Origin of the sequence: Metabacillus sp. FJAT-52054 (assembly GCF_037201815.1) — a bacterium.
GTDB classification, from domain to species: Bacteria; Bacillota; Bacilli; order Bacillales; family Bacillaceae; genus Metabacillus_B; species Metabacillus_B sediminis.
This window is the reverse complement of sequence record NZ_CP147407.1, coordinates 3,139,015-3,160,915: the sequence shown is the minus strand read 5'-3', so window position 1 is coordinate 3,160,915 and position 21,901 is coordinate 3,139,015. Positions and strand designations below refer to the sequence as shown.

15 protein-coding genes, 22 tRNA genes, 3 rRNA genes and 1 riboswitch are annotated in these 21,901 nt (G+C 45.3%); of the genes, 31 read left to right on the top strand and 9 right to left on the bottom strand.

From position 1 onward, the window contains the following. Positions 1 to 14: 14 nt before the first annotated feature. The 3 genes from WCV65_RS16460 to WCV65_RS16450 all read right to left on the bottom strand — a co-directional run bounded on the left by WCV65_RS16460 (position 15) and on the right by WCV65_RS16450 (position 3,656). Positions 15 to 728: an FTR1 family protein gene (locus WCV65_RS16460; protein WP_338777935.1), complete on the bottom strand. Its 714-nt coding sequence runs from the start codon at positions 726 to 728 to the stop codon at positions 15 to 17. 178 nt (positions 729 to 906) lie between these two features. Continuing rightward, positions 907 to 3,300, bottom strand: a complete 2,394-nt coding sequence (locus WCV65_RS16455) for a penicillin acylase family protein (protein WP_338777933.1) — start codon at positions 3,298 to 3,300, stop codon at positions 907 to 909. 170 nt (positions 3,301 to 3,470) lie between these two features. Then, complete coding sequence (locus WCV65_RS16450) at positions 3,471 to 3,656, bottom strand: hypothetical protein (protein WP_035412153.1); 186 nt, start codon at positions 3,654 to 3,656, stop codon at positions 3,471 to 3,473. Between the two features lie 345 nt (positions 3,657 to 4,001). Here WCV65_RS16450 and WCV65_RS16445 point away from each other — a divergent pair, with 345 nt between their 5' ends. Next, positions 4,002 to 4,979, top strand: coding sequence for a peptidoglycan-binding protein (locus tag WCV65_RS16445; RefSeq protein ID WP_338777930.1), 978 nt, complete (start codon positions 4,002 to 4,004; stop codon positions 4,977 to 4,979). A gap of 95 nt (positions 4,980 to 5,074) precedes the next feature. Here WCV65_RS16445 and WCV65_RS16440 read toward each other — a convergent pair. Beyond that, positions 5,075 to 5,147 (bottom strand) — tRNA-Ala (locus WCV65_RS16440). A 211-nt stretch (positions 5,148 to 5,358) separates the two neighbouring features. Between WCV65_RS16440 and WCV65_RS16435 the strand changes: the two genes are divergently transcribed. Next, a complete protein-coding gene (locus tag WCV65_RS16435) occupies positions 5,359 to 5,700 on the top strand; it encodes a hypothetical protein (protein WP_035412150.1) in 342 nt (113 codons plus the stop codon). Between the two features lie 40 nt (positions 5,701 to 5,740). Here the strand turns inward: WCV65_RS16435 and WCV65_RS16430 are convergent, their stop codons facing one another. Together WCV65_RS16430 and WCV65_RS16425 are read right to left on the bottom strand one after the other, a co-directional pair. Then, a complete protein-coding gene (locus WCV65_RS16430) occupies positions 5,741 to 6,235 on the bottom strand; it encodes a DinB family protein (RefSeq protein WP_051860828.1) in 495 nt (164 codons plus the stop codon). Positions 6,236 to 6,302: 67 nt separating this feature from the next. Next, positions 6,303 to 7,922 carry an AMP-binding protein gene (locus WCV65_RS16425; protein WP_338777928.1) on the bottom strand — a complete coding sequence of 540 codons (1,620 nt, stop codon included), beginning with the start codon at positions 7,920 to 7,922 and terminating at the stop codon, positions 6,303 to 6,305. 122 nt (positions 7,923 to 8,044) lie between these two features. Between WCV65_RS16425 and WCV65_RS16420 the strand changes: the two genes are divergently transcribed. Both WCV65_RS16420 and WCV65_RS16415 read left to right on the top strand, forming a co-directional pair. Further along, complete coding sequence (locus WCV65_RS16420; RefSeq protein ID WP_035412142.1) at positions 8,045 to 8,917, top strand: DMT family transporter; 873 nt, start codon at positions 8,045 to 8,047, stop codon at positions 8,915 to 8,917. A gap of 100 nt (positions 8,918 to 9,017) precedes the next feature. Next, positions 9,018 to 9,551, top strand: a complete 534-nt coding sequence (locus WCV65_RS16415; protein WP_035412140.1) for a GNAT family N-acetyltransferase — start codon at positions 9,018 to 9,020, stop codon at positions 9,549 to 9,551. 38 nt (positions 9,552 to 9,589) lie between these two features. Here the strand turns inward: WCV65_RS16415 and WCV65_RS16410 are convergent, their stop codons facing one another. Further along, entirely contained in the window at positions 9,590 to 9,781 is a 192-nt protein-coding gene (locus WCV65_RS16410; RefSeq protein WP_338777925.1) for a hypothetical protein, read from the bottom strand. Between the two features lie 160 nt (positions 9,782 to 9,941). Between WCV65_RS16410 and WCV65_RS16405 the strand changes: the two genes are divergently transcribed. Next, positions 9,942 to 11,114 carry a processed acidic surface protein gene (locus WCV65_RS16405; protein ID WP_338777922.1) on the top strand — a complete coding sequence of 391 codons (1,173 nt, stop codon included), beginning with the start codon at positions 9,942 to 9,944 and terminating at the stop codon, positions 11,112 to 11,114. Then, positions 11,114 to 11,752: a class D sortase gene (locus WCV65_RS16400; RefSeq protein ID WP_338777920.1), complete on the top strand. Its 639-nt coding sequence runs from the start codon at positions 11,114 to 11,116 to the stop codon at positions 11,750 to 11,752. The genes WCV65_RS16405 and WCV65_RS16400 overlap by 1 nt, the downstream gene beginning before the upstream one ends. 12 nt (positions 11,753 to 11,764) lie before the next feature. Here WCV65_RS16400 and thiT read toward each other — a convergent pair whose 3' ends face one another. Further along, positions 11,765 to 12,343, bottom strand: a complete 579-nt coding sequence (gene thiT, locus WCV65_RS16395) for an energy-coupled thiamine transporter ThiT (RefSeq protein WP_035412132.1) — start codon at positions 12,341 to 12,343, stop codon at positions 11,765 to 11,767. 94 nt (positions 12,344 to 12,437) lie between these two features. Beyond that, a riboswitch (TPP riboswitch) is annotated at positions 12,438 to 12,538 on the bottom strand. 143 nt (positions 12,539 to 12,681) lie between these two features. Between thiT and WCV65_RS16390 the strand changes: the two genes are divergently transcribed. From WCV65_RS16390 to WCV65_RS16270, 25 genes are all read left to right on the top strand, one after another. After that, positions 12,682 to 12,897: an MGMT family protein gene (locus WCV65_RS16390; RefSeq protein WP_338777914.1), complete on the top strand. Its 216-nt coding sequence runs from the start codon at positions 12,682 to 12,684 to the stop codon at positions 12,895 to 12,897. Positions 12,898 to 13,227: 330 nt separating this feature from the next. Continuing rightward, positions 13,228 to 14,766 (top strand): 16S ribosomal RNA (locus WCV65_RS16385). 245 nt (positions 14,767 to 15,011) lie between these two features. Next, positions 15,012 to 17,938, top strand: a 23S ribosomal RNA gene (locus tag WCV65_RS16380). A gap of 133 nt (positions 17,939 to 18,071) precedes the next feature. After that, positions 18,072 to 18,187 (top strand): 5S ribosomal RNA (gene rrf / locus WCV65_RS16375). The 16S, 23S and 5S rRNA genes sit together here with 21 tRNA genes alongside, the layout of an rRNA operon. Before the next feature lie 343 nt (positions 18,188 to 18,530). Next, a tRNA-Val gene (locus WCV65_RS16370) sits at positions 18,531 to 18,606 on the top strand. A gap of 308 nt (positions 18,607 to 18,914) precedes the next feature. After that, a tRNA-Thr gene (locus WCV65_RS16365) sits at positions 18,915 to 18,990 on the top strand. 36 nt (positions 18,991 to 19,026) lie between these two features. Next, positions 19,027 to 19,102: transfer RNA gene (locus WCV65_RS16360), tRNA-Lys, on the top strand. A gap of 15 nt (positions 19,103 to 19,117) precedes the next feature. Then, positions 19,118 to 19,199: transfer RNA gene (locus WCV65_RS16355), tRNA-Leu, on the top strand. 11 nt (positions 19,200 to 19,210) lie between these two features. Then, positions 19,211 to 19,285: transfer RNA gene (locus tag WCV65_RS16350), tRNA-Gly, on the top strand. 9 nt (positions 19,286 to 19,294) lie between these two features. Further along, positions 19,295 to 19,380: transfer RNA gene (locus tag WCV65_RS16345), tRNA-Leu, on the top strand. A 15-nt stretch (positions 19,381 to 19,395) separates the two neighbouring features. Beyond that, positions 19,396 to 19,472: transfer RNA gene (locus WCV65_RS16340), tRNA-Arg, on the top strand. A 3-nt stretch (positions 19,473 to 19,475) separates the two neighbouring features. Continuing rightward, a tRNA-Pro gene (locus WCV65_RS16335) sits at positions 19,476 to 19,552 on the top strand. 14 nt (positions 19,553 to 19,566) lie between these two features. Further along, a tRNA-Ala gene (locus tag WCV65_RS16330) sits at positions 19,567 to 19,642 on the top strand. Positions 19,643 to 19,664: 22 nt separating this feature from the next. Continuing rightward, positions 19,665 to 19,741: transfer RNA gene (locus WCV65_RS16325), tRNA-Met, on the top strand. Positions 19,742 to 19,745: 4 nt separating this feature from the next. After that, positions 19,746 to 19,822: transfer RNA gene (locus WCV65_RS16320), tRNA-Ile, on the top strand. 13 nt (positions 19,823 to 19,835) lie between these two features. Next, a tRNA-Ser gene (locus WCV65_RS16315) sits at positions 19,836 to 19,928 on the top strand. A gap of 91 nt (positions 19,929 to 20,019) precedes the next feature. Continuing rightward, positions 20,020 to 20,096, top strand: a tRNA-Met gene (locus WCV65_RS16310). Between the two features lie 4 nt (positions 20,097 to 20,100). After that, positions 20,101 to 20,177 (top strand) — tRNA-Asp (locus WCV65_RS16305). A 156-nt stretch (positions 20,178 to 20,333) separates the two neighbouring features. Continuing rightward, positions 20,334 to 20,409, top strand: a tRNA-Phe gene (locus WCV65_RS16300). Positions 20,410 to 20,423: 14 nt separating this feature from the next. Further along, positions 20,424 to 20,499: transfer RNA gene (locus WCV65_RS16295), tRNA-His, on the top strand. Positions 20,500 to 20,505: 6 nt separating this feature from the next. Further along, a tRNA-Gly gene (locus WCV65_RS16290) sits at positions 20,506 to 20,579 on the top strand. Between the two features lie 14 nt (positions 20,580 to 20,593). Continuing rightward, positions 20,594 to 20,667: transfer RNA gene (locus WCV65_RS16285), tRNA-Ile, on the top strand. Between the two features lie 6 nt (positions 20,668 to 20,673). Continuing rightward, positions 20,674 to 20,748: transfer RNA gene (locus tag WCV65_RS16280), tRNA-Asn, on the top strand. A 62-nt stretch (positions 20,749 to 20,810) separates the two neighbouring features. Then, positions 20,811 to 20,901 (top strand) — tRNA-Ser (locus WCV65_RS16275). 7 nt (positions 20,902 to 20,908) lie between these two features. Continuing rightward, a tRNA-Glu gene (locus tag WCV65_RS16270) sits at positions 20,909 to 20,980 on the top strand. A 58-nt stretch (positions 20,981 to 21,038) separates the two neighbouring features. Here WCV65_RS16270 and WCV65_RS16265 read toward each other — a convergent pair. Continuing rightward, positions 21,039 to 21,509, bottom strand: a complete 471-nt coding sequence (locus WCV65_RS16265; RefSeq protein ID WP_338782330.1) for a GNAT family N-acetyltransferase — start codon at positions 21,507 to 21,509, stop codon at positions 21,039 to 21,041. Positions 21,510 to 21,901: the final 392 nt, after the last annotated feature.

The following is a 21,901-nucleotide window of genomic DNA, read 5'->3' as shown; positions in this document are numbered from 1 at the left end:
GGTGGTTTTTTATTTCACACGTCCGCCTGCTTGCGGGTTACTCTCATTCTTTTTATATCATCCTTCAAAAGGATGTAAAGAGAAGGAAGCATAAATAGGGCAAAGCCTGCTTTCTCCAATAATTCTCCGCCGTCCTCATAAAATTTCAAAAGGCTTTCTCCAAACATTTCGGCTCCAAGGAAAATCAGAACAACACCGAGTACTTTGAATAGAACAGATAAGTTCAGTTTCACCGCTGTTTTAAATAGTACGATCGTGGTGGCCACAGCAAGAACAATCCCTAGGATATTTCCTGCAGCAATCAATCCTGCGTGATGTGAGATCTGGGTAAGATTAAAGATCATCAGTTCGAGGCCCTCTCTGAATACGGAAAGAAAAGCCAAAATAAACAAACTGATTTTTGATGCATTGGAAGAAACTTTAGACGTAACCGAATTACTTACATCGCTGTTCCGGTGCAGCCATAAAATAAAGTAAGCGATGAGTCCGGACGCTGCCAGCATCATGATTCCTTCGAACAGTTCTTCAGAAGTGCCTTCCATCTCCTGAGCGCCGGAAAAAACGATCAGTCCGCCGATTATGCTGACAATCAATCCGATACCTGCTCCAAGGTAGACGGATGATTTAAGATCGTGCCGATTAATTCTGGTTGTATGTATTAAAATAATTCCGATAATGAGTGCTGATTCCAGCCCTTCGCGTAATGCAAGAAATAAACTCGACCACATATATGCCATCCCCCGTAATTTATAATGAAATTCATTCTCATTTATATAATAGTGAGAATGAATTTCAATGTCAATATGATTTTAGGAGAATAGTTGGGTATTCTTTTTGAGATTGGGTTTATAGGCTGATTTTAAAAAAGTCATGCATCTCTTTTTCAGGATGCATGACACCATCTAATTACTTTCCCGGTTCCAGTTTCAGTACATCTTTTTTTGAACCGTAACTGGTCAGCGAGGTTTCATGATATGTTCCTTCTACCCAGTTTTTTAGCTGATTGCTGTACCATTCGCTCCTAAAATGCCCGGACTGCCCGGGACTGTTATTGTGATAAGCCTTTGACAAATCAGAAAGGTCAGCTACGAAACGCCATGGAGCACCATGATCAACTACTCCATTTTCTTCATAAGCAGCGGCTTGAACCGTCACCTGGCTGCCTCCGACAGGGAGGGGCTTTTGCCTGTTGAAAACCCACTCGAGTACAGGTGAAGCAGAGGAGAGCGGGTGGGCGAAATAAACCTGATGATAGTCCCCCCACTTCCATGCTTTTGGATCTTTGCCGTATTGATCTTGAATGGCAGCAAGGACGCTCTTCAATGAGGAGTGCAGAACGTTTTGGATTCCTCCTTTTTCTTCAATCCAAACCGATTTTTCTCCGTCTAATGCTTTTCGCAGTAATTCATCGACCGCCTGCTGTTTCCCCTCAAATAGTTCCTCCATTTTCTCAGGGATTTTATCCGCAAACAGAACCCTTGGAAGTTCTTTCATCCATAAATGGAAGATGAGTGGGGCACCGTATTCAGGGTTATCCTCGTAATTCCAGTTCTCAAGAAGGGAGAGGGCTCCTTTTTCCTGTGATGTGAGTTTTTGTTCTTTGAGTGCTTTAAGGAATGAAGGAACAAATTCTCTTGCATAAAGATCCTTTTGATCCATCTGAAGTTTCTTCATGTCATTTACAGTCACCTTATCTTTGCTAGTTAAAAACTCCTCAATCCTCATATACCGATATGGCTGTGCCCAGTGATGACTGATATGGTATGGATAACGGTCATCTATGACTTTGTTATTGGCAGTTGCCAGAAAGCCTTCTTCCGGATTCACGCTTCGCGGGAGCTGATTCCATGGAATGAAACCGGACCATTCATAATCATCTGTCCAGCCTGGAACAGGAAGCAGTCCGTCCCCATTTTTGCGGATTGGAATTTTCCCGTTTGCTTTGTAAGCGATTGTTCCATCCTGGCCGGCAAAAACGAAATTTTGAGTTGGAACGTGGAATTCTTCCAATGCCTTTTCGAATTCATTCCAGTTTTGAGCACGGTTCATGTTAAGAACAGCCTGCAGTTCTGTGCTTGGCATCAACGCGGTCCATTTCATCGCAAGAACCGTATCTTTTTTCTGATCTAATGAAAACTCGGAAATGACAGGACCATGCCTCGTTTCTGTCACTTCATAGGGAATGGTTTTTTTGCCTTTAACAGCAATGGGTTCTTTTATTATCTTCGCCTGTTCCCATTTTCCGTTATGGAGGAACTTTGAATCATCTTGCGGACTGCGTTTCTCAATGTACAGATCCTGTACGTCGGGACCCGTATTTGTTACACCCCATGCAATTTTCTCGTTATGTCCGAGAATGATCCCGGGAACACCTGCAAAAATGACCCCGCTCACATTCTGGGATGGAGAGGTGAGGTGCATCTGATACCAGATGGATGGCGTGGCCAGCCCGAGATGAGGATCATCAGCTAAAAGAGGCTTGCCTGTAACGGTTTTCTTGCCGCTCACAACCCAGTTGTTGCTTCCGTTAAATTCGCGTGGAATGACGGCACTTGCAAACGTATCCTGAATATCGAGCTTTATATTTTTATAGCTTGAGAGGATAGCAGGAGCATCCTTTGGATAACTTGGAAAAAGCTCAAGTGCTTCTTCTTTTGAAAGATGATCCATCGCCCAATAACGAAACGCCTGTCCCTGCCAATGCCCGCCTAAATCAAACGCCATATATTTTCCGATTGTAAGGGAGTCAAGTGGGGTCCACTTGGAAGGCTCGTATCCAAGCAGAGTAAACTCCAATGGAAGTTTTCCCTCTTTTTTTGCCTCCTTTATATGCGCATTGACCCCATCTGCAAACCATTGGAGAACTTGAAGAGACTCTTGATCATAAGCCGATAGGGACGCCTGTGCTGCCCGCCTTAACCCAAGCGTTCTGAAAAATTTATCACGGTCTATGGTGGCCTCTCCAACTACTTCGCTCAGCATACCAGAGGCTTGTCTTCGGCTCAAATCCATTTGGAAAAGCCGGTCCTGAGCCTGGATGTATCCTTGAGCCATATACAGGTCTTTTTCACTGCCCGCTTTTATATGAGGCACACCCTCCTGATCTCTAGTAACCACCGTTTCCTGTGTAAGTCCTGCAATGACTGTTTCTCCGGACAGCTTTGGCAGACTTCTATTAGTGTAAACGTTTACAAAAATAACGCCTGAAATAAGCAGCAGGGTAAAAACAGAAAGGCTTATGAGAAGCCATTTTCTTAACGGACGCTTTTTCTTTATCTCCAACGGAGTATTTGCTTGCATGTCATTGCCCCCTTCTATTATTTTTCTATCTATAATTCATTTATATAGGAATTAGGGAGGGTTAGCACGAAGTATTTTCCAATATATAGAAAATTCAGTAAGAAAATGAAAAGCTAGTAAAGTTTGAGTAAAAAGAAAAAAGCCTTATGAAAAGGCCGATACTTGCAGACTTAAGATCGCTGGATTACAGAAGTGGAATAGCTTTTTATCATCTTTTGCAAGTTTTTATGCCCTTCCCTAAGCTTAATCGTTTCTTCAATAATTTTTTGGAAACCTTCTAAATCTCTATCCGAAGCATTCAATACTGATTTTGGCAGACCTTCTGCAAGCTGCTGTAAAGTAAATTCCTGAATCATGTCATTAACCACCTTTTTAAGTTTTTCGCGCTGATCAACTCTGTTCTTCACAGGCTTTTTATCATCCAGTTCCTCCAGGAGTCCAGCACTTTTTCATTACACAAAAGCTATTCTTATTATTTTGAGAAAAACCGCTGTTTTCCTCCTCCATTCAGGGGTAAATTTATCTTCAATTCTCAGCAAAATCTAATGCGAAAAATCATGATTATAGAAATAACGACAGGATATTCCCCGGATTATCTGTTTTTTACCATTTCATATATTAAATTGGTAAAATTGGAACTTCTCTGCTCAGCCCGCGCATAGATATAAATGTTTAAAAAATTGAACCGGGGGTTGAGGTTTTTGCTAAAGAAATGGCTTATTGTGTTTTGCAGTGTATTTCTTCTGTTCTTTTGGGCAGGTATACCGGGTGCATCTGCAGCAGCAACCAAGTTTATCATCATAAATAAGTCGTCAAACAAGCTTGCTTATTACGAAGACAGCAAGCTGAAACGGGTGTTCAAAGTAGGAACAGGGAGAAGCCAGTCCCTTACACCTGAAGGGAAATTCAAAATTGTTCAGAAAATCATAAACAGACCTTATTATAAAGGAAATATTCCAGGAGGGGATCCAAGAAACCCGCTTGGTAATCGGTGGATGGGGTTTAATGCACGAGGAACATCCGGTTCCACTTATGGAATACACGGTAACAATAATCCAGGCTCAATTGGAGGATATGTCAGCAGCGGCTGTGTCAGGATGTATGATAATGAAGTTGAATGGCTGTATAGTCAAGTGCCAATCAATACAGTCGTAATTATTACAAGCTCAGGGAAATCCTTTGATGCGATAGCCAAATCTTATGGATACAACGTTAAGCCAGGCGGGAATACCGGAACTACCGGAGATACGCTTAAAATAGGAAGCAGAGGAGATGCAGTAGCAGATCTTCAGCGCAAATTAACAAAGCTTGGATTCAACACAGGGGGCATTGACGGTGTTTTTGGTCCTGCTACAGATAAAGCTGTTCGTGCTTTCCAAAAGAGCAAGAGGCTTACTGCAGACGGAATTGTTGGGCCCAAAACATGGAGTGCACTAAATGGATCAAGTTCGCAGCCCGGGACTACCCTTGCGAACAGCGGAACACTAAGAAAAGGCAGCAAGGGCTCTGCAGTAAAAGAGCTGCAGCAAAGACTGACTGCACGTGGATACAACACAAGGGGTACTGATGGAATATTCGGCGCAAACACTGAAAAAGCCGTTATCGCCCTTCAAAAGGCCAGCCGTCTCACAACTGATGGGGGAGTGGGACCGGCAAAGAAAAAAGCCATTTTAAAATAAGGTGCAAAAGTGGTTTCTAACCATTTGATGAGCGAAATGCCGTAATATGTCTGAAAACAAGAAAACACCCTTGCATCCGCAAGGGTGTTTTTAGATGGAGACTAGCGGGATCGAACCGCTGACCTTTTGGCTGCCAGCCAAACGCTCTCCCAGCTGAGCTAAGCCCCCGTAATATTTTTATGCGTTAGCGCATAATATAAATCATAACGATTTTTCGAAAAAAGTCAATATTGTTTTATGATTATTTAAAAATAATTTTGTAAATAGATAAAAAGTGTAAAAAGGCCTAATATTTACAATCAATTTACATAAAGTCACTTTATCCAGAAGCGAATTGAACCGATAATACTATTAGATAGAAAGGCGGGAGGCAATCAGCATGAAAGTGGCGCAGGCAGTGCTCGGATTAGGGCTGGCTCTGTTTTTGATTTACGAATTTTTCGGTGATGAATTAATTAATGCGGCCGGGTTCAAATCACCTATCCAGCATGAAGTACTGGCTGATCAGGAAGTGACGAAGGATGAAGCGCTTCTTCTAGTTGTAGATTTTCTCGAACGGAGCGGAAAAGGGGAAGCTGGAGCTAAATTCCTCGTTGAAACAAAGAATGAATACATTTGCAGTGCCTCCTGGTTTGAAGACGGCACGACTGCGTCAGGAAATGAAGATGTTACGTATTCAGTCGACCGTGTAACAGGCGACGTGAAACTTATCCAAAAATAATAAGCAGCCGGGCTGAGGAAGGCCGGCTGCCGAACGCTGGTTAAGCACCAATTTTTTCTTTTGCTTCTTTAATCTGGAGAAGATGGCGCTCCTCATGGTACCCCACAAATTCAACCCATTGTTTAATGGATAGTTCTCCTAAGACAGGGTGTTTTAGAGCTCTTGAAGTAAGATCGAAATCTTTTGCAAGCAGCTCAGTGAAATTTATAAGATCTCGTCTGGCTTCTTCGAGTGCAGTTATTACCTTAATCCGGTCAATCGGTACAGGACTCGGCACCACATAGTCAGGTGCGGGAACCTTGCGGGACCGGTCGGTCACAATTTCAAGCTGTTTTTCTTCAACCGTTTTATCCTCTGCATGATGGATGGATTTTTTAAGGCTTTCCAGTACGACTTTCTCCATTTTTTGAAGGTGGTCTACAACCTGCCCAACGCTCCATTCATCAGTTGAAGGCTTTTCATTAAACTCCTCATTTGATAGTTCATTGAGTGTGTTAAGCAATTCTTCTCGCACTTTTTTCATGTGTTCATACATAGCCGATTCCTCCTCTTCACGTTCATCATATCAAAACCACTGATGGAAGTCCCTTCATACACTCCACTTAAACTCTCTCTTTAATCCAGTCCAGTGCCTGTTCCCGCAGCTTGAATTTCTGTATTTTCCCAGATGCTGTCATTGGATACTCATCCATGAAAAAGCAGTATTCCGGAATTTTATAAAAAGCGATTTGCCCTTCACAGTATTCTTTAATATGCTGCATCGTCAGGTTGGCTCCCTCTCTGACTCGGATGCAGGCAGCCGTTCGTTCTCCGTATTTTTCATCGGGCACTCCAATAACCTGTACATCTACAATATCAGGGTGCCGGTATAAAAACTCTTCGATCTCCCTGGGATAAATATTCTCACCGCCTCTGATAATCATATCCTTGAGGCGGCCTGTAATTTTAACGTAGCCTTCTTCGTCCATTGAAGCGAGATCACCTGTATGCAGCCACCCGTCAGCATCGATTGCTTCACTTGTCGCTTCGGGCATTTTATAATAACCCTTCATAACGTGATAGCCTCTCGTACACAGTTCTCCCTGTTCATTTGAAGGCATTTCATTTCCTGTTGCAGGATTGATAATTTTAACTTCAACATGCGGATGAGGTTTCCCGACTGTCTCTACTTTTCTTTCAATAGAGTCATCTACAGTTGTTTGGGTAATGACAGGAGATGCCTCCGTTTGACCGTAGCAAATCGTAATTTCGTTCATCCCCATCTGATCCATTACTTTTTTCATCACTTCGATCGGACAAGGAGAGCCTGCCATAATACCTGTCCGGAGAGAGGAGAGATCATAAGATGGGAAAGAATCCAGTGAAAGTTCGGCAATAAACATCGTCGGAACTCCCTGCAAGCCGGTGCATTGTTCCCTTTCCACTGTTTCGAGCACGAGATCAGGGCTGAATTCTATTGTCGGGACCATGCAGGCCCCAACTGTAACTGCAGCCATTGTACTCAATACGCAGCCGAAACAATGGAAGAACGGTACGGGAATGCAAAGCCTGTCCTTATGTGTCAGCTTCATCGAGCTTGCGATTAAATAACCGTTATTGACAATGTTATGATGGGTAAGCATAACGCCTTTTGGAAACCCTGTCGTTCCCGAAGTGTATTGCATATTAATGGCATCATGCTGATCAAGCTCGCTTTCTCTTTGTTCCAGTTCTGCATCTGAAACTGCAGCTGCATGCATTAAAAATTTATTCCAGCCAGTCATTCCTTCAGGACATGAATCACTGCCTATGTAGATTTGGTGTTTCAGCTTCGTTAGCGGATGGCTGGCTCGGCTTTTGATTGACTGAATCATTTCTGTATAGGAAGTCCCTTTATAGCCGTCTATTAAAAATAAAGCAGCTGAATCGGATTGCTGTAATAAATATTCAAGTTCGTGAACCTGGTAGCTCGTATTAACCGTTACAAGAACCGCGCCCATCCTTGCTGTAGCAAATTGGAGAAGCAGCCACTCAGGGACGTTGGTTGCCCAAACAGCGATATGGTCTCCTTTTTTAATACCGATTCCCATAAGAGCCTTTGCAATTTTTGCCGTTTCCTCGTAGAATTCTTGATAGGTATAACGGATTTCTTCTTTAGAATAGACAATAGCTTCACGGCTTCCAAACTCCTGAACCGTTTCCTGAAACATTTTCCCGATTGTCACTTGCTTTAAAGAATTCATAGGACCTCCTCATATCGCTAGAGTTAACGCTTTCATTATACAATATTAACAGAATATTTTAAAAACTATCCTTCTACAAATCTCGCCTTTTTGCAGATGTTTAGTAGGGTGAGGAGATTAATGTGAACAAACAAAAAACATATGCATATATCGCTCTATTTATTGGGGTGCTCTCTGTCTCGGCCTCTGCCGTAATGGTCAAGCTGACCACCACTCCGCCGCCGGTAACGGCTTTTTACAGAATGTTCTTTTCAGTCCTTCTAATGATGCCTTTTTTCCTGTTAGCAAGGGGATCGGGCATCAAGGAAATGACTAATAAAGACTGGCTCTACATTTCAATGGCAGGAATATTCCTGGCCTTTCATTTTATTTTATGGTTTGAGTCCCTCGAATTAACCTCCGTTGCAAGTTCAGTGGTTCTCGTTACGCTTCAGCCGCTATTCGCATTTGCTGGAACTTACCTGCTTTTTGGTGAGCGGGTAACGCGTCAAGCCGTGTGGAGTGCGGCGATTGCCATAATCGGGAGCTTAATCATCAGCTGGGGGGACCTGCAAATCAGCGGATGGGCACTGGCAGGAGATTTGCTGGCGTTAACCGCCTGTTTTATGGTTACTGCCTATCTTCTATTTGGACAGGAAGTAAGAAAGCGGCATTCGCTGATTTTACATACAACTCTTGTTTACGGGATTAGCGCGGCGACTTTGCTGCTTTATTGCTTAGTATTTTCGTATAGTTTAGACCCAGGAAGCGGCGAAAATCTGATGTGGCTTTTGCTATTGGCCATTTTTCCTAATCTGCTTGGCCATTCTTTATTTAACTGGGCTTTGAAATGGATTAGTACGAACACAATTTCCGTCGCCATTTTATTTGAACCTGCCGGTGCGATCATCCTTGCCTATTATGTGCTGAATGAACAAATCATGTTGACTCAGGCAATCGGCAGTGCCGTAATATTTGCAGGAATACTAATTTTTATGGCTGGGGATATGAAGTGAAAAAGATTCTGCTTACCATTCTAAAAGAAATATGGATGATTAAGGAAAGAAATTGGGTATAGGAGAATAGTGAACTTTAGAATGGCGTAGGGGGACTATTATGTATAAAATCCGGAAAGCAAAAAAAGAAGATATAAAAGGGATTGCGGAAGTTCATGTGGATAGCTGGCGGACTACTTACCGGGATATCGTTGATTCTGCCTATTTAAACTCGCTTACATATGCAGAGAAGATGAGCCAGTGGGAGCAAGCCGATCTCGATCATCTGTTTTTAGCCGAAGATGAAGAGGGGAGAATCGTCGGGTTTTCAAGCTATGGAAAGGAACGTACTGAAAAGCATGGGTTTGATGGTGAAATATATGCCATCTACCTTCTGGATGAGGTGCAGCGAAAAGGGATTGGCAGTGCGCTGCTGTTAAATTCGATAGATGATCTCATTGAAAAAGGATTCCAATCTGTCATGGTTTGGGTAATCAGTGAAAATCCTTCCCGGGGATTTTATGAATCCTATTTTCCTGAATTAATAGGGGAAGAAACATTGTCAATTGGAAATCGGGAGCATATTGAATATGCTTTTGGATGGAAGGATATTGAACGGCTTAAATCGATGCTGCTGCAAGGCAATCGAGTATAACAGAAAGATAAGAAGGGCCTCCAATCTGGTAGGCCCTTCTAATTTAGCTGCTGGTAGAACAAATTAGCCAGTATGGCAAACATGAAGGCAAGGGGCACATTAAATACTAATCCCCAGCCGAATACAAGACCTTCCTCATTGCTTACCCGAATTGCTTCCCTATAACTGATTAAAAAATGAATAATTGATAACAGCATGCAGCCTAACATAAAAGAAAAGGTTGGATTCATTGTCTAGCCTCCCGCATCTCCTTCCTATTACTCTAGTACATTCACCAGCAAGCGAAAATAGAACCATCTACTAGATAGACAATAAAAATATTGTGCTATACATTACAAAAATTTCAGTATATAATTTTCTAGATTACAAATATTACAGGGGGACACTGCGGTGAAAAAATATTTCGCGGCATGTCTTGTACTGCTTCAGCTGCTCGTTGCACACACAGCACTGGCTGCAGGCAAGATTGACGTAAACAGCAGCAGCTACAAAGCCTATTTAAAAGAAATTAACTTGACACATGGCCAGTTAGAGACATATTTAGAAAATTTCGATTACAGAATGTTTGATGAATTTGAAGATGTAGAAGATTTAAGAAGTCATCTGGGAAGAAGGGTGACAGATGATGTTCTTAAAGAAATCCTTGCAAAATATGAATTAACAGAAGATCAATTAACAGACCTCCTTGTTGAAAACGGGGATTTATTCGATGGGGAAAAAGTACAGGATGTTTTCTATTTTGAAAATTATCTGCTTGAAACAATTCAAATTGCGGGAGACTATCCGACTGAAATTAATGATTCGACGCTTCAGGAGCTTTGGGAAAGCTACGACTTTGTCTCCCGTGAAGAGTTTGACCAGTTTATGAAGGATCACGGCCTGGTTTTAGAAGATTATGATTCGATCGAAGAGCTTGATGAAGAAATCTATAATTTCATGGAACTTCCGGATATGGAATCTGAGTTTGAAGAAATTTTTGATCAGCTTGGTTTAACGGAAGAAGAGTTTGAGCGTTTGGCTGCACACTTCGAAAAAGTATATCAAAACAATCCTTATATTGACGCACAGCTGATGCAGCTTGGTGACAGAATGATGGCAATCGGTGATTTTGAAAGTGTAGATGAGCTTTCTGAGAAAGACATTCAAGAGATGATTTCCATCTACGGTGAAATGATGGATTTGCTGAATTTGCAGGCGAAATACTACCTTGTTAAGGATGGAATCAAAAAAGAGCTCTCTTTGCAGACAATGATGAGTCTGAATGATGTGGATGGGGCAGACCTTTTCGTCGAGCTTTATGATTTGGATAACAAACTGATTTTAGATATGACCTTAACTTCTGAAATGATTGGATCAGAATTAATTAAAGAAACAGGTAAGGACTTAGTAAAAACGTCTGAAGCAGTTTCATCCATTAAGAAACAGACGGAAAAACCGGGAGCAACAGTTAAAGGAGCTAAAATGCCTAAGACAGCAGGATTTCATGCAAACTGGATGATTGCCGGAGCTTCTTTAATAGCGGTTTCCGTTTTAATTAGAAGAAAGCTGCGTACATCCATCTGATGAAACATTTCCTTTCAACAGTAAAGAAGAAGCGTACGCTTCTTCTTTTTAGTGCCGCGATCCTCTTTGCTGCCGGAGTTTACTTAACTAGTACGAATGCGTTTAAATTAGCAAAAGCTTACTTTTTCTATGAACAGCAGAAAGCGGATTACCATGTGATTAAAACGGCGCCGGCTAAAGCAAGTGAGACAGAAGGCGCTAAACCTTCTCCTTTATATGAAACAAGGCCGGTAAAAGGGGAACGGATGGGGGAATTAATCATCCCAAAACTAGATGCAGTCCTTCCTATTTACCATGGGACAGAAGAAGACGAGCTCGAAAAAGGAGTTGGGCATTTTGCTCAATCTGTCCTTCCAGGGGAGAAGGATAACTCTGTTTTATCTGGACACCGGGATACTGTCTTCAGACAGCTTGGAAAAGTAGGGGAGAACGATCTGCTTATTGTCAAAACATCTGCCGGCACATTTACTTATAAAATTCGCAAAGTCCGTATTGTAGACGAAAACGACCGTACGGTGATTGTACCTAAACCAAGGGCTACATTAACTGTTTCCACATGCTATCCGTTTGATTTTATTGGTTCGGCACCAGAACGCTACGTTTTAATTGCAAATCTTATTAAAACAGAAAAACCGTAAGCCAATATTGGCTTACGGTTTTTTTGCATTGCTTTTGATTAGCCCGGGTGAATTCATAATGACTAACCATATTGCAAGTGCAGCGACAATCCAGGTAGGGATCATCCAGGTTGAGTTGTATACAAGTGAGTAGGTGAAAACGGGAGTGCCCTTTGGTGCATATGAGCCGAAAAAGACAATTCCTGATAAAACATGCGAAGCAAGCCGAAGAATGGAACCAAGCAGGGTAGCCGCCATAACTGCGGTCAGAGTTCTCCATTTATTTTGCTTCAATGCAGAATGTACCCATCCTGCAAACAAGCCGCTCATCCCGGCAAGCATAAAAGGCAGCGGATAGTCCAAAATAGCTTGGGCGGGATGTACGATAAATGCAGGTGCCAAAATCGGCTGCAGAATTCCGGTCAGAAGGCCTGTGAGCAATCCGCCTTTGAGACCCCACCTGAAGGACATAATAAATATTGGAATCATTCCAAGTGAAAGTGACCCGCCTTGAGGCATCTTAATGAAGAAACTTGAGAGCATGTCCAGCAACAGTGCCAGAGCAGTTAAAATAGCTGTTTCGGATAAGAATAGAAGTTTTTGATTTTTCATATGGGCTCCTTTTACAGGCATCGACCAAAAGGAGAAAATAAAAAAGCAATGCGGGGAATGCTCTTGCTTCCACGCACTGCTTTAATCACGAAGTTAAACGATCAAGCCACATCCCTACGCAAGCATTAACTAACAGGTTCAAAGGGTCTAGAACAGATTGTTCATTCTCAGCCGAAGGCTCCCCTAGTGGTCGTATACCGAATTATTTAATTATTTTCACTATACACTATCACACAAATTTCGACAATAACTATTTTACATTTAATAGAATGATGATACTTACGTGCCGCATTTTTGGTACTATTAATTTACCTTATCAAACCAGAAGGAGGAAGAGAATGAAACCATTTACCGAAAAAGCTATTCAAATCATCAAAAATATACCGGAGGGCCGGGTTATGACGTATGGACAAGTTGCATTTGCAGCGGGAAGTCCTAGAGGAGCGAGACAGGGTGTAAGAGTTCTTCATACGATGAGCAGTAAATACAGTTTGCCTTGGCACAGAGTAATCAGTTCTAGGAGAACTCTCCATCAAGGATCAGGATGTTCTTGAAGAGCAGAAAAAAGCCTTATCTATAGAAGGAGTTGAAATCGAAACAGGGAATAAAATATCGCTGCAAAAATTCCAGCATCATTTTCATAGAGAAATTTGAAAAAAATGATTGTCCTTTTAGAGATATAGTGATATATTAATATTTGTCGCTGAAAACAGAAGATATTTCCTTTTGAAACATTGTTGAAAAAGATGTTGACTCTTGTCTAACGGCGTGATATATTATTAAAGCCGCTAACGAAGCGGTTGCAAAAAATGATCTTTGAAAACTAAACAAATCGAAGTGCCAACGTTAATTCTAGAGCAACAAACAAGAGCTAGTCAAACTACTTTTTGGAGAGTTTGATCCTGGCTCAGGACGAACGCTGGCGGCGTGCCTAATACATGCAAGTCGAGCGGACCTCTTCGGAGGTCAGCGGCGGACGGGTGAGTAACACGTGGGCAACCTGCCTGTAAGACTGGGATAACTCCGGGAAACCGGAGCTAATACCGGATAACTTTTCGAACCGCATGGTTCGGAGATAAAAGACGGTTATGCTGTCACTTACAGATGGGCCCGCGGCGCATTAGCTAGTTGGTGAGGTAATGGCTCACCAAGGCGACGATGCGTAGCCGACCTGAGAGGGTGATCGGCCACACTGGGACTGAGACACGGCCCAGACTCCTACGGGAGGCAGCAGTAGGGAATCTTCCGCAATGGACGAAAGTCTGACGGAGCAACGCCGCGTGAGTGATGAAGGTTTTCGGATCGTAAAGCTCTGTTGTTAGGGAAGAACAAGTGCGGGAGTCACTGCCCGCACCTTGACGGTACCTAACCAGAAAGCCACGGCTAACTACGTGCCAGCAGCCGCGGTAATACGTAGGTGGCAAGCGTTGTCCGGAATTATTGGGCGTAAAGCGCGCGCAGGCGGTCTTTTAAGTCTGATGTGAAAGCCCCCGGCTCAACCGGGGAGGGTCATTGGAAACTGGAGGACTTGAGTACAGAAGAGGAGAGTGGAATTCCACGTGTAGCGGTGAAATGCGTAGAGATGTGGAGGAACACCAGTGGCGAAGGCGACTCTCTGGTCTGTAACTGACGCTGAGGCGCGAAAGCGTGGGGAGCGAACAGGATTAGATACCCTGGTAGTCCACGCCGTAAACGATGAGTGCTAAGTGTTAGAGGGTTTCCGCCCTTTAGTGCTGCAGCTAACGCATTAAGCACTCCGCCTGGGGAGTACGGTCGCAAGACTGAAACTCAAAGGAATTGACGGGGGCCCGCACAAGCGGTGGAGCATGTGGTTTAATTCGAAGCAACGCGAAGAACCTTACCAGGTCTTGACATCCTCTGCCACTTCTAGAGATAGAAGGTTCCCCTTCGGGGGACAGAGTGACAGGTGGTGCATGGTTGTCGTCAGCTCGTGTCGTGAGATGTTGGGTTAAGTCCCGCAACGAGCGCAACCCTTGATCTTAGTTGCCAGCATTCAGTTGGGCACTCTAAGGTGACTGCCGGTGACAAACCGGAGGAAGGTGGGGATGACGTCAAATCATCATGCCCCTTATGACCTGGGCTACACACGTGCTACAATGGATGGTACAAAGGGCTGCAAAACCGCGAGGTTAAGCGAATCCCATAAAACCATTCTCAGTTCGGATTGCAGGCTGCAACTCGCCTGCATGAAGCCGGAATCGCTAGTAATCGCGGATCAGCATGCCGCGGTGAATACGTTCCCGGGCCTTGTACACACCGCCCGTCACACCACGAGAGTTTGCAACACCCGAAGTCGGTGGGGTAACCCGTAAGGGAGCCAGCCGCCTAAGGTGGGGCAGATGATTGGGGTGAAGTCGTAACAAGGTAGCCGTATCGGAAGGTGCGGCTGGATCACCTCCTTTCTAAGGAAGAATTATCAGCACCCATGTGGTGCAGCAATTAACGGACGCACTTCGACTTTGTTTAGTTTTGAGAGATCATTCTCTCTATACACTTGTTCTTTGAAAACTAGATAACGATATGAATGTCAAACATTCACACGAGTAAGCAAATAACCTTACGATTTTCTTCTGCGCTTGCGTAGATAGAGAACATCAAGTCTGAAAACATCTGTTTTCAGCTCTAACGAAGATAACGTCTGTTATCAGGTTAAGTTAGAAAGGGCGCACGGTGGATGCCTTGGCACTAGGAGCCGATGAAGGACGGTACGAACACCGATATGCTTCGGGGAGCTGTAAGTAAGCGTTGATCCGGAGATTTCCGAATGGGGAAACCCGCTGCTCGTAATGGAGCAGCATCCTGATCTGAATACATAGGATCTGGAAGGCAGACCCGGGGAACTGAAACATCTAAGTACCCGGAGGAAGAGAAAGCAATAGCGATTCCCTGAGTAGCGGCGAGCGAAACGGGATTAGCCCAAACCAGAAGGCTTGCCTTCTGGGGTTGTAGGACACTCAACACGGAGTTACAAAGGAACGGGGTAGAAGAAGCGGTCTGGAAAGGCCCGCCAAAGAAGGTAACAGCCCTGTAGTCGAAACTTCGTTCCCTCCTGAGTGGATCCTGAGTACGGCGGGACACGAGAAATCCCGTCGGAAGCAGGGAGGACCATCTCCCAAGGCTAAATACTCCCTAGTGACCGATAGTGAACCAGTACCGTGAGGGAAAGGTGAAAAGCACCCCGGAAGGGGAGTGAAACAGATCCTGAAACCGTGTGCCTACAAGTAGTCAGAGCCCGTTAACGGGTGATGGCGTGCCTTTTGTAGAATGAACCGGCGAGTTACGATTACGTGCAAGGTTAAGTTGAAAAGACGGAGCCGCAGCGAAAGCGAGTCTGAATAGGGCGATTGAGTACGTGGTCGTAGACCCGAAACCAGGTGATCTACCCATGTCCAGGGTGAAGTTCAGGTAACACTGAATGGAGGCCCGAACCCACGCACGTTGAAAAGTGCGGGGATGAGGTGTGGGTAGCGGAGAAATTCCAATCGAACCTGGAGATAGCTGGTTCTCTCCGAAATAGCTTTAGGGCTAGCCTCATAGTGAGAGTCTTGGAGGTAGAGCACTGATTGGACTAGGGGCCCTCATCGGGTTACCGAATTCAGTCAAACTCCGAATGCCAAAGACTTATCTATGGGAGTCAGACTGCGAGTGATAAGATCCGTAGTCGAAAGGGAAACAGCCCAGACCACCAGCTAAGGTCCCCAAGTATCCGTTAAGTGGAAAAGGATGTGGGGTTGCTTAGACAACCAGGATGTTGGCTTAGAAGCAGCCACCATTTAAAGAGTGCGTAATAGCTCACTGGTCGAGTGACCCTGCGCCGAAAATGTACCGGGGCTAAACGGATCACCGAAGCTGTGGACTGTTCTTACGAACAGTGGTAGGAGAGCGTTCTAAGGGCTGAGAAGCCAGACCGGAAGGACTGGTGGAGCGCTTAGAAGTGAGAATGCCGGTATGAGTAGCGAAAGAGGGGTGAGAATCCCCTCCACCGAATGCCTAAGGTTTCCTGAGGAAGGCTCGTCCGCTCAGGGTTAGTCGGGACCTAAGCCGAGGCCGAAAGGCGTAGGCGATGGACAACAGGTTGAGATTCCTGTACCACCTCTTTTCCGTTTGAGCAATGGAGGGACGCAGGAGGATAGGGTAAGCGCGCTGTTGGATATGCGCGTCCAAGCAGGTAGGCTCAAGGGATAGGCAAATCCGTCCCTTGGTTAAGGCTGAGCTGTGATGGCGAGGGAAATGAAGTACCGAAGTTCCTGATTCCACACTGCCTAGAAAAGCTTCTAGCGAGGAAAATGGTGCCCGTACCGCAAACCGACACAGGTAGGCGAGGAGAGAATCCTAAGGTGATCGAGAGAACTCTCGTTAAGGAACTCGGCAAAATGACCCCGTAACTTCGGGAGAAGGGGTGCTCTTTAGGGTGAATAGCCTTGAAGAGCCGCAGTGAATAGGCCCAGGCGACTGTTTAGCAAAAACACAGGTCTCTGCGAAGCCGCAAGGCGAAGTATAGGGGCTGACGCCTGCCCGGTGCTGGAAGGTTAAGAGGAGAGGTTAGCGCAAGCGAAGCTTTGAATTGAAGCCCCAGTAAACGGCGGCCGTAACTATAACGGTCCTAAGGTAGCGAAATTCCTTGTCGGGTAAGTTCCGACCCGCACGAAAGGCGTAACGATCTGGGCACTGTCTCAACGAGAGACTCGGTGAAATTATAGTACCTGTGAAGATGCAGGTTACCCGCGACAGGACGGAAAGACCCCGTGGAGCTTTACTGCAGCCTGATATTGAATTTTGGCACAGCTTGTACAGGATAGGTAGGAGCCTTGGAAACCGGAGCGCCAGCTTCGGTGGAGGCATTGGTGGGATACTACCCTGGCTGTGTTGAACTTCTAACCCGCGGCCCTGATCGGGCCGGGAGACAGTGTCAGGCGGGCAGTTTGACTGGGGCGGTCGCCTCCTAAAATGTAACGGAGGCGCCCAAAGGTTCCCTCAGAATGGTTGGAAATCATTCGCAGAGTGTAAAGGCACAAGGGAGCTTGACTGCGAGACCTACAAGTCGAGCAGGGACGAAAGTCGGGCTTAGTGATCCGGTGGTTCCGCATGGAAGGGCCATCGCTCAACGGATAAAAGCTACCCCGGGGATAACAGGCTTATCTCCCCCAAGAGTCCACATCGACGGGGAGGTTTGGCACCTCGATGTCGGCTCATCGCATCCTGGGGCTGTAGTCGGTCCCAAGGGTTGGGCTGTTCGCCCATTAAAGCGGTACGCGAGCTGGGTTCAGAACGTCGTGAGACAGTTCGGTCCCTATCCGTCGCGGGCGCAGGAAATTTGAGAGGAGCTGTCCTTAGTACGAGAGGACCGGGATGGACGCACCGCTGGTGTACCAGTTGTCTTGCCAAAGGCATCGCTGGGTAGCTATGTGCGGACGGGATAAGTGCTGAAAGCATCTAAGCATGAAGCCCCCCTCAAGATGAGATTTCCCATCGCAAGAGTAAGACCCCTGAAAGATGATCAGGTTGATAGGTTCGAGGTGGAAGCGTGGTGACACGTGCAGCTGACGAATACTAATCGGTCGAGGACTTAACCTTTATTCAAGTAAGGCTGCTTTACTCGTGCAGCACATCGTTATCTAGTTTTGAAAGAGCAAAAAAGATTAAAAAATATCTTGATTTCTCCTGAAATCATAGTATAATAAATCTTGTCGCTTTTTTTAAGAATATGTCTGGTGACTATGGCAAAGAGGTCACACCCGTTCCCATACCGAACACGGAAGTTAAGCTCTTTAGCGCCGATGGTAGTTGGGGGTTTCCCCCTGTGAGAGTAGGACGCCGCCAGGCATATCTTATTTTGAATGCTATATTCGGATTACAAACCGAAACAGCCATTCAACAAAATGAATGCAAGAGGATTGGGAAGAGCAAGCAGTGCTAGAAACCGAAGGAGAGAACACCGGAGCGCAAATGAGTGCGTGAGGATGTGAACGACTGAAGGTGACAACGCAATGCGCCGCTCATCACAAGCCGAAATAGCCACTCCACAAAGTGAATGTAAGAGGGTTGGGAGGAGCAAGCAGTGCTAGGAACCGAAGGAGAGAACACCGGAGCGCACATGAGTGCGTGAGGATGTGAACGACTGAAGGTGACAACGCAATGCGCCGCTCATCACAAGCCGAAACCATATGGAGGATTAGCTCAGCTGGGAGAGCATCTGCCTTACAAGCAGAGGGTCGGCGGTTCGATCCCGTCATCCTCCACCATTTATGTAATTTTATATGCGGTGTAGCTCAATTGGTAGAGCACGATCGAAAATGCATCCTGAAATTTCTTCAGCGCATAGATCGAGCAGCTTCTTGACTAAACATCCTGAGATCTGGGCGACCTTATCAAGCAGGAACGGCTTTATACCGTAACTTTTATATGCCGGTGTAGCTCAATTGGTAGAGCACGATCGAATATGCATCCTGAAATTTCTTCAGCGCACAGATCGAGCAGCTTCTTGACTAAACATCCTGAGATCTGGGCGACCTTATCAAGCAGGAACGGCTTTATACCGTAACTTTTATATGCCGGTGTAGCTCAATTGGTAGAGCAACTGACTTGTAATCAGTAGGTTGGGGGTTCAAGTCCTCTTGCCGGCACCACTTTCTTGGTAGCAGCATTTATGCTCTATTAAAAGAGAGCCATTAGCTCAGTCGGTAGAGCATCTGACTTTTAATCAGAGGGTCGAAGGTTCGAGTCCTTCATGGCTCACCATTTACCTTTTTATATGCGGGTGTGGCGGAATTGGCAGACGCACTAGACTTAGGATCTAGCGCCTTACGGCGTGGGGGTTCGACTCCCTTCACCCGCATCATTACTATTGCGGAAGTAGTTCAGTGGTAGAACACCACCTTGCCAAGGTGGGGGTCGCGGGTTCGAATCCCGTCTTCCGCTCCAATCCTTTACGCCGGGGTGGCGGAATTGGCAGACGCACAGGACTTAAAATCCTGCGGTAGGTGACTACCGTACCGGTTCGATCCCGGTCCTCGGCACTCTTATAATAATTAGCGCCCGTAGCTCAATTGGATAGAGCATTTGACTACGAATCAAAAGGTTAGAGGTTCGAGTCCTCTCGGGCGCGCCATATCGGGAAGTAGCTCAGCTTGGTAGAGCACTTGGTTTGGGACCAAGGGGTCGCAGGTTCGAATCCTGTCTTCCCGACCATTTCCTTAAACGATGGGGCCTTAGCTCAGCTGGGAGAGCGCCTGCCTTGCACGCAGGAGGTCAGCGGTTCGATCCCGCTAGGCTCCACCAATAAATATATAAAACACTATATGGCGGCGTAGCTCAGCTGGCTAGAGCGTACGGTTCATACCCGTGAGGTCGTGGGTTCGACCCCCTCCGCCGCTACCATATAGGACCTTTAGCTCAGCTGGTTAGAGCAGACGGCTCATAACCGTCCGGTCGTAGGTTCGAGTCCTACAAGGTCCACCATCATTTATTCTTTGGAGGAATACCCAAGTCTGGCTGAAGGGATCGGTCTTGAAAACCGACAGGGGGGTCAAACCCCGCGGGGGTTCGAATCCCTCTTCCTCCTCCATATATTCTTTATTTTTCAGGTATGATCTATGCTTAGATAGTAATACTGAATAAGAGCAATGTTAAGTTTTAAAAGCATAGCTTTCTATCACCGCGGGGTGGAGCAGTCTGGTAGCTCGTCGGGCTCATAACCCGAAGGTCGCAGGTTCAAATCCTGTCCCCGCAACCAAAATGGTCCGGTAGTTCAGTTGGTTAGAATGCCTGCCTGTCACGCAGGAGGTCGCGGGTTCGAGTCCCGTCCGGACCGCCATTTATTTTTTCGTAGTACATAGGATAATTGAAAAAAAAGTAAGATGCTTTCAATAAGCAAGCGTAAAGGTCGAGGAAGCGATTGAGTGAGCACCGAAGCGTATAGAATACGTGAGGATGTGATCGAAAGAGCTGATCCTGCCGGAAAATTTATAATGGCTCGGTAGCTCAGTCGGTAGAGCAATGGACTGAAAATCCATGTGTCGGCGGTTCGATTCCGTCCCGAGCCACCATTTATATTGAAGTGGCGGTTGTGGCGAAGTGGTTAACGCATCGGATTGTGGTTCCGACATTCGTGGGTTCGATTCCCATCAGTCGCCCCATTTCATGCGGGTGTAGTTTACTGGTAAAACCTCAGCCTTCCAAGCTGATGTAGTGGGTTCGATTCCCATCACCCGCTCCATTTCAATTGAATATGGGCCTGTAGCTCAGCTGGTTAGAGCGCACGCCTGATAAGCGTGAGGTCGATGGTTCGAGTCCATTCAGGCCCATTTTGTTCCGCAGTAGCTCAGTGGTAGAGCTATCGGCTGTTAACCGATCGGTCGCAGGTTCGAGTCCTGCCTGCGGAGCCATTTTCATTATAAGCGTTAAACAGGTTTGTGAGAATCCTTTCACAGATCATCTATTTATATATGGGGAAGTACTCAAGTGGCTGAAGAGGCGCCCCTGCTAAGGGTGTAGGTCGCGTAAGCGGCGCGAGGGTTCAAATCCCTCCTTCTCCGCCATCTGTCTGGCCCGTTGGTCAAGCGGTTAAGACACCGCCCTTTCACGGCGGTAACACGGGTTCGAATCCCGTACGGGTCATTGAAAAAACGCTGCGTCTGCAGCGTTTTTTGCGTTATTCTTTTAAAACTGAAGCAGTTCAATCGGCAATCCAAAATCGCTTAACCACGGTTCCACATTCTTCGATAAACTCCGAATCGAATTTTCCTCCATTTTTTAAAATCGTTTTCTCCGATGCAATATTGGACTTTTCACATGTAACAAGCACATTTTTAATCCCCATTCGTTTTGATTCAGCCAGAGCCAGGGACAGGATTGCTGTAGCATATCCTTTTTGCCGTTCAGAAGGTCTGATTCCATATCCGATGTGTCCTCCCCGCTCTTTTAAGTACTCATTCAGCCTATGTCTGATATTAACAGCTCCAACAATGCGACTCTTGCCCAAAAGAAGCCAATAGGTAGAATGGGGAACAAATTGCTCCGGAATATTTTTACCTTGCTCCTGCTCCTCTAAATAATGGAGATACTTTTCAAAGTCAGCTGGGCTTTCAGCTACTACCCATGGAACAATTTTTTCTTCTGAGTTTTTCCATTCCTCATAAAACTCCATATATGCCTCTTTTAATCTGAAATCCGGTTTGGTTAGAGTTAGCAAGGCAGCGGCCTCCTTGTGCGTCATCTTTTTTTAGAAATATAGTCCAAGCCAGAGGAATCTGTAAGCTTTTTTTGACACAGCTGCTCCATTTTTGAAAGAATTACTGTTTTTAAAAGTTAATTAAGAATATATTGACGAAACATAACCTTTTCCTCACTGTGGTAATTCCTTCATTTTTTCCTGTAATTTAGCTTTTTTAGAAAATTAATATTCGACTAATTACGACACTTTTTTTCAAATAATCATGTTTTTAAAATAATGCTTTTATTTGTTCGTTATAGAGGAAGGCCCTCGCAGCAAAGGGTTTACCTCTATTTTTTTTATACTTTTCTTAATTCTATTTAGAA

Coding starts and splice junctions, on each gene's coding strand:
- WCV65_RS16460 (WP_338777935.1), bottom strand. CDS start 728: ATGTGGTCGAGTTTATTTCTTGCATTACGCGAAGGGCTGGAATCAGCA.
- WCV65_RS16455 (WP_338777933.1), bottom strand. CDS start 3,300: ATGCAAGCAAATACTCCGTTGGAGATAAAGAAAAAGCGTCCGTTAAGA.
- WCV65_RS16450 (WP_035412153.1), bottom strand. CDS start 3,656: ATGATTCAGGAATTTACTTTACAGCAGCTTGCAGAAGGTCTGCCAAAA.
- WCV65_RS16435 (WP_035412150.1), top strand. CDS start 5,359: ATGAAAGTGGCGCAGGCAGTGCTCGGATTAGGGCTGGCTCTGTTTTTG.
- WCV65_RS16430 (WP_051860828.1), bottom strand. CDS start 6,235: ATGTATGAACACATGAAAAAAGTGCGAGAAGAATTGCTTAACACACTC.
- WCV65_RS16425 (WP_338777928.1), bottom strand. CDS start 7,922: ATGAATTCTTTAAAGCAAGTGACAATCGGGAAAATGTTTCAGGAAACG.
- WCV65_RS16415 (WP_035412140.1), top strand. CDS start 9,018: ATGTATAAAATCCGGAAAGCAAAAAAAGAAGATATAAAAGGGATTGCG.
- WCV65_RS16410 (WP_338777925.1), bottom strand. CDS start 9,781: ATGAATCCAACCTTTTCTTTTATGTTAGGCTGCATGCTGTTATCAATT.
- WCV65_RS16400 (WP_338777920.1), top strand. CDS start 11,114: ATGAAACATTTCCTTTCAACAGTAAAGAAGAAGCGTACGCTTCTTCTT.
- thiT (WP_035412132.1), bottom strand. CDS start 12,343: ATGAAAAATCAAAAACTTCTATTCTTATCCGAAACAGCTATTTTAACT.
- WCV65_RS16390 (WP_338777914.1), top strand. CDS start 12,682: ATGAAACCATTTACCGAAAAAGCTATTCAAATCATCAAAAATATACCG.
- WCV65_RS16265 (WP_338782330.1), bottom strand. CDS start 21,509: ATGGAGTTTTATGAGGAATGGAAAAACTCAGAAGAAAAAATTGTTCCA.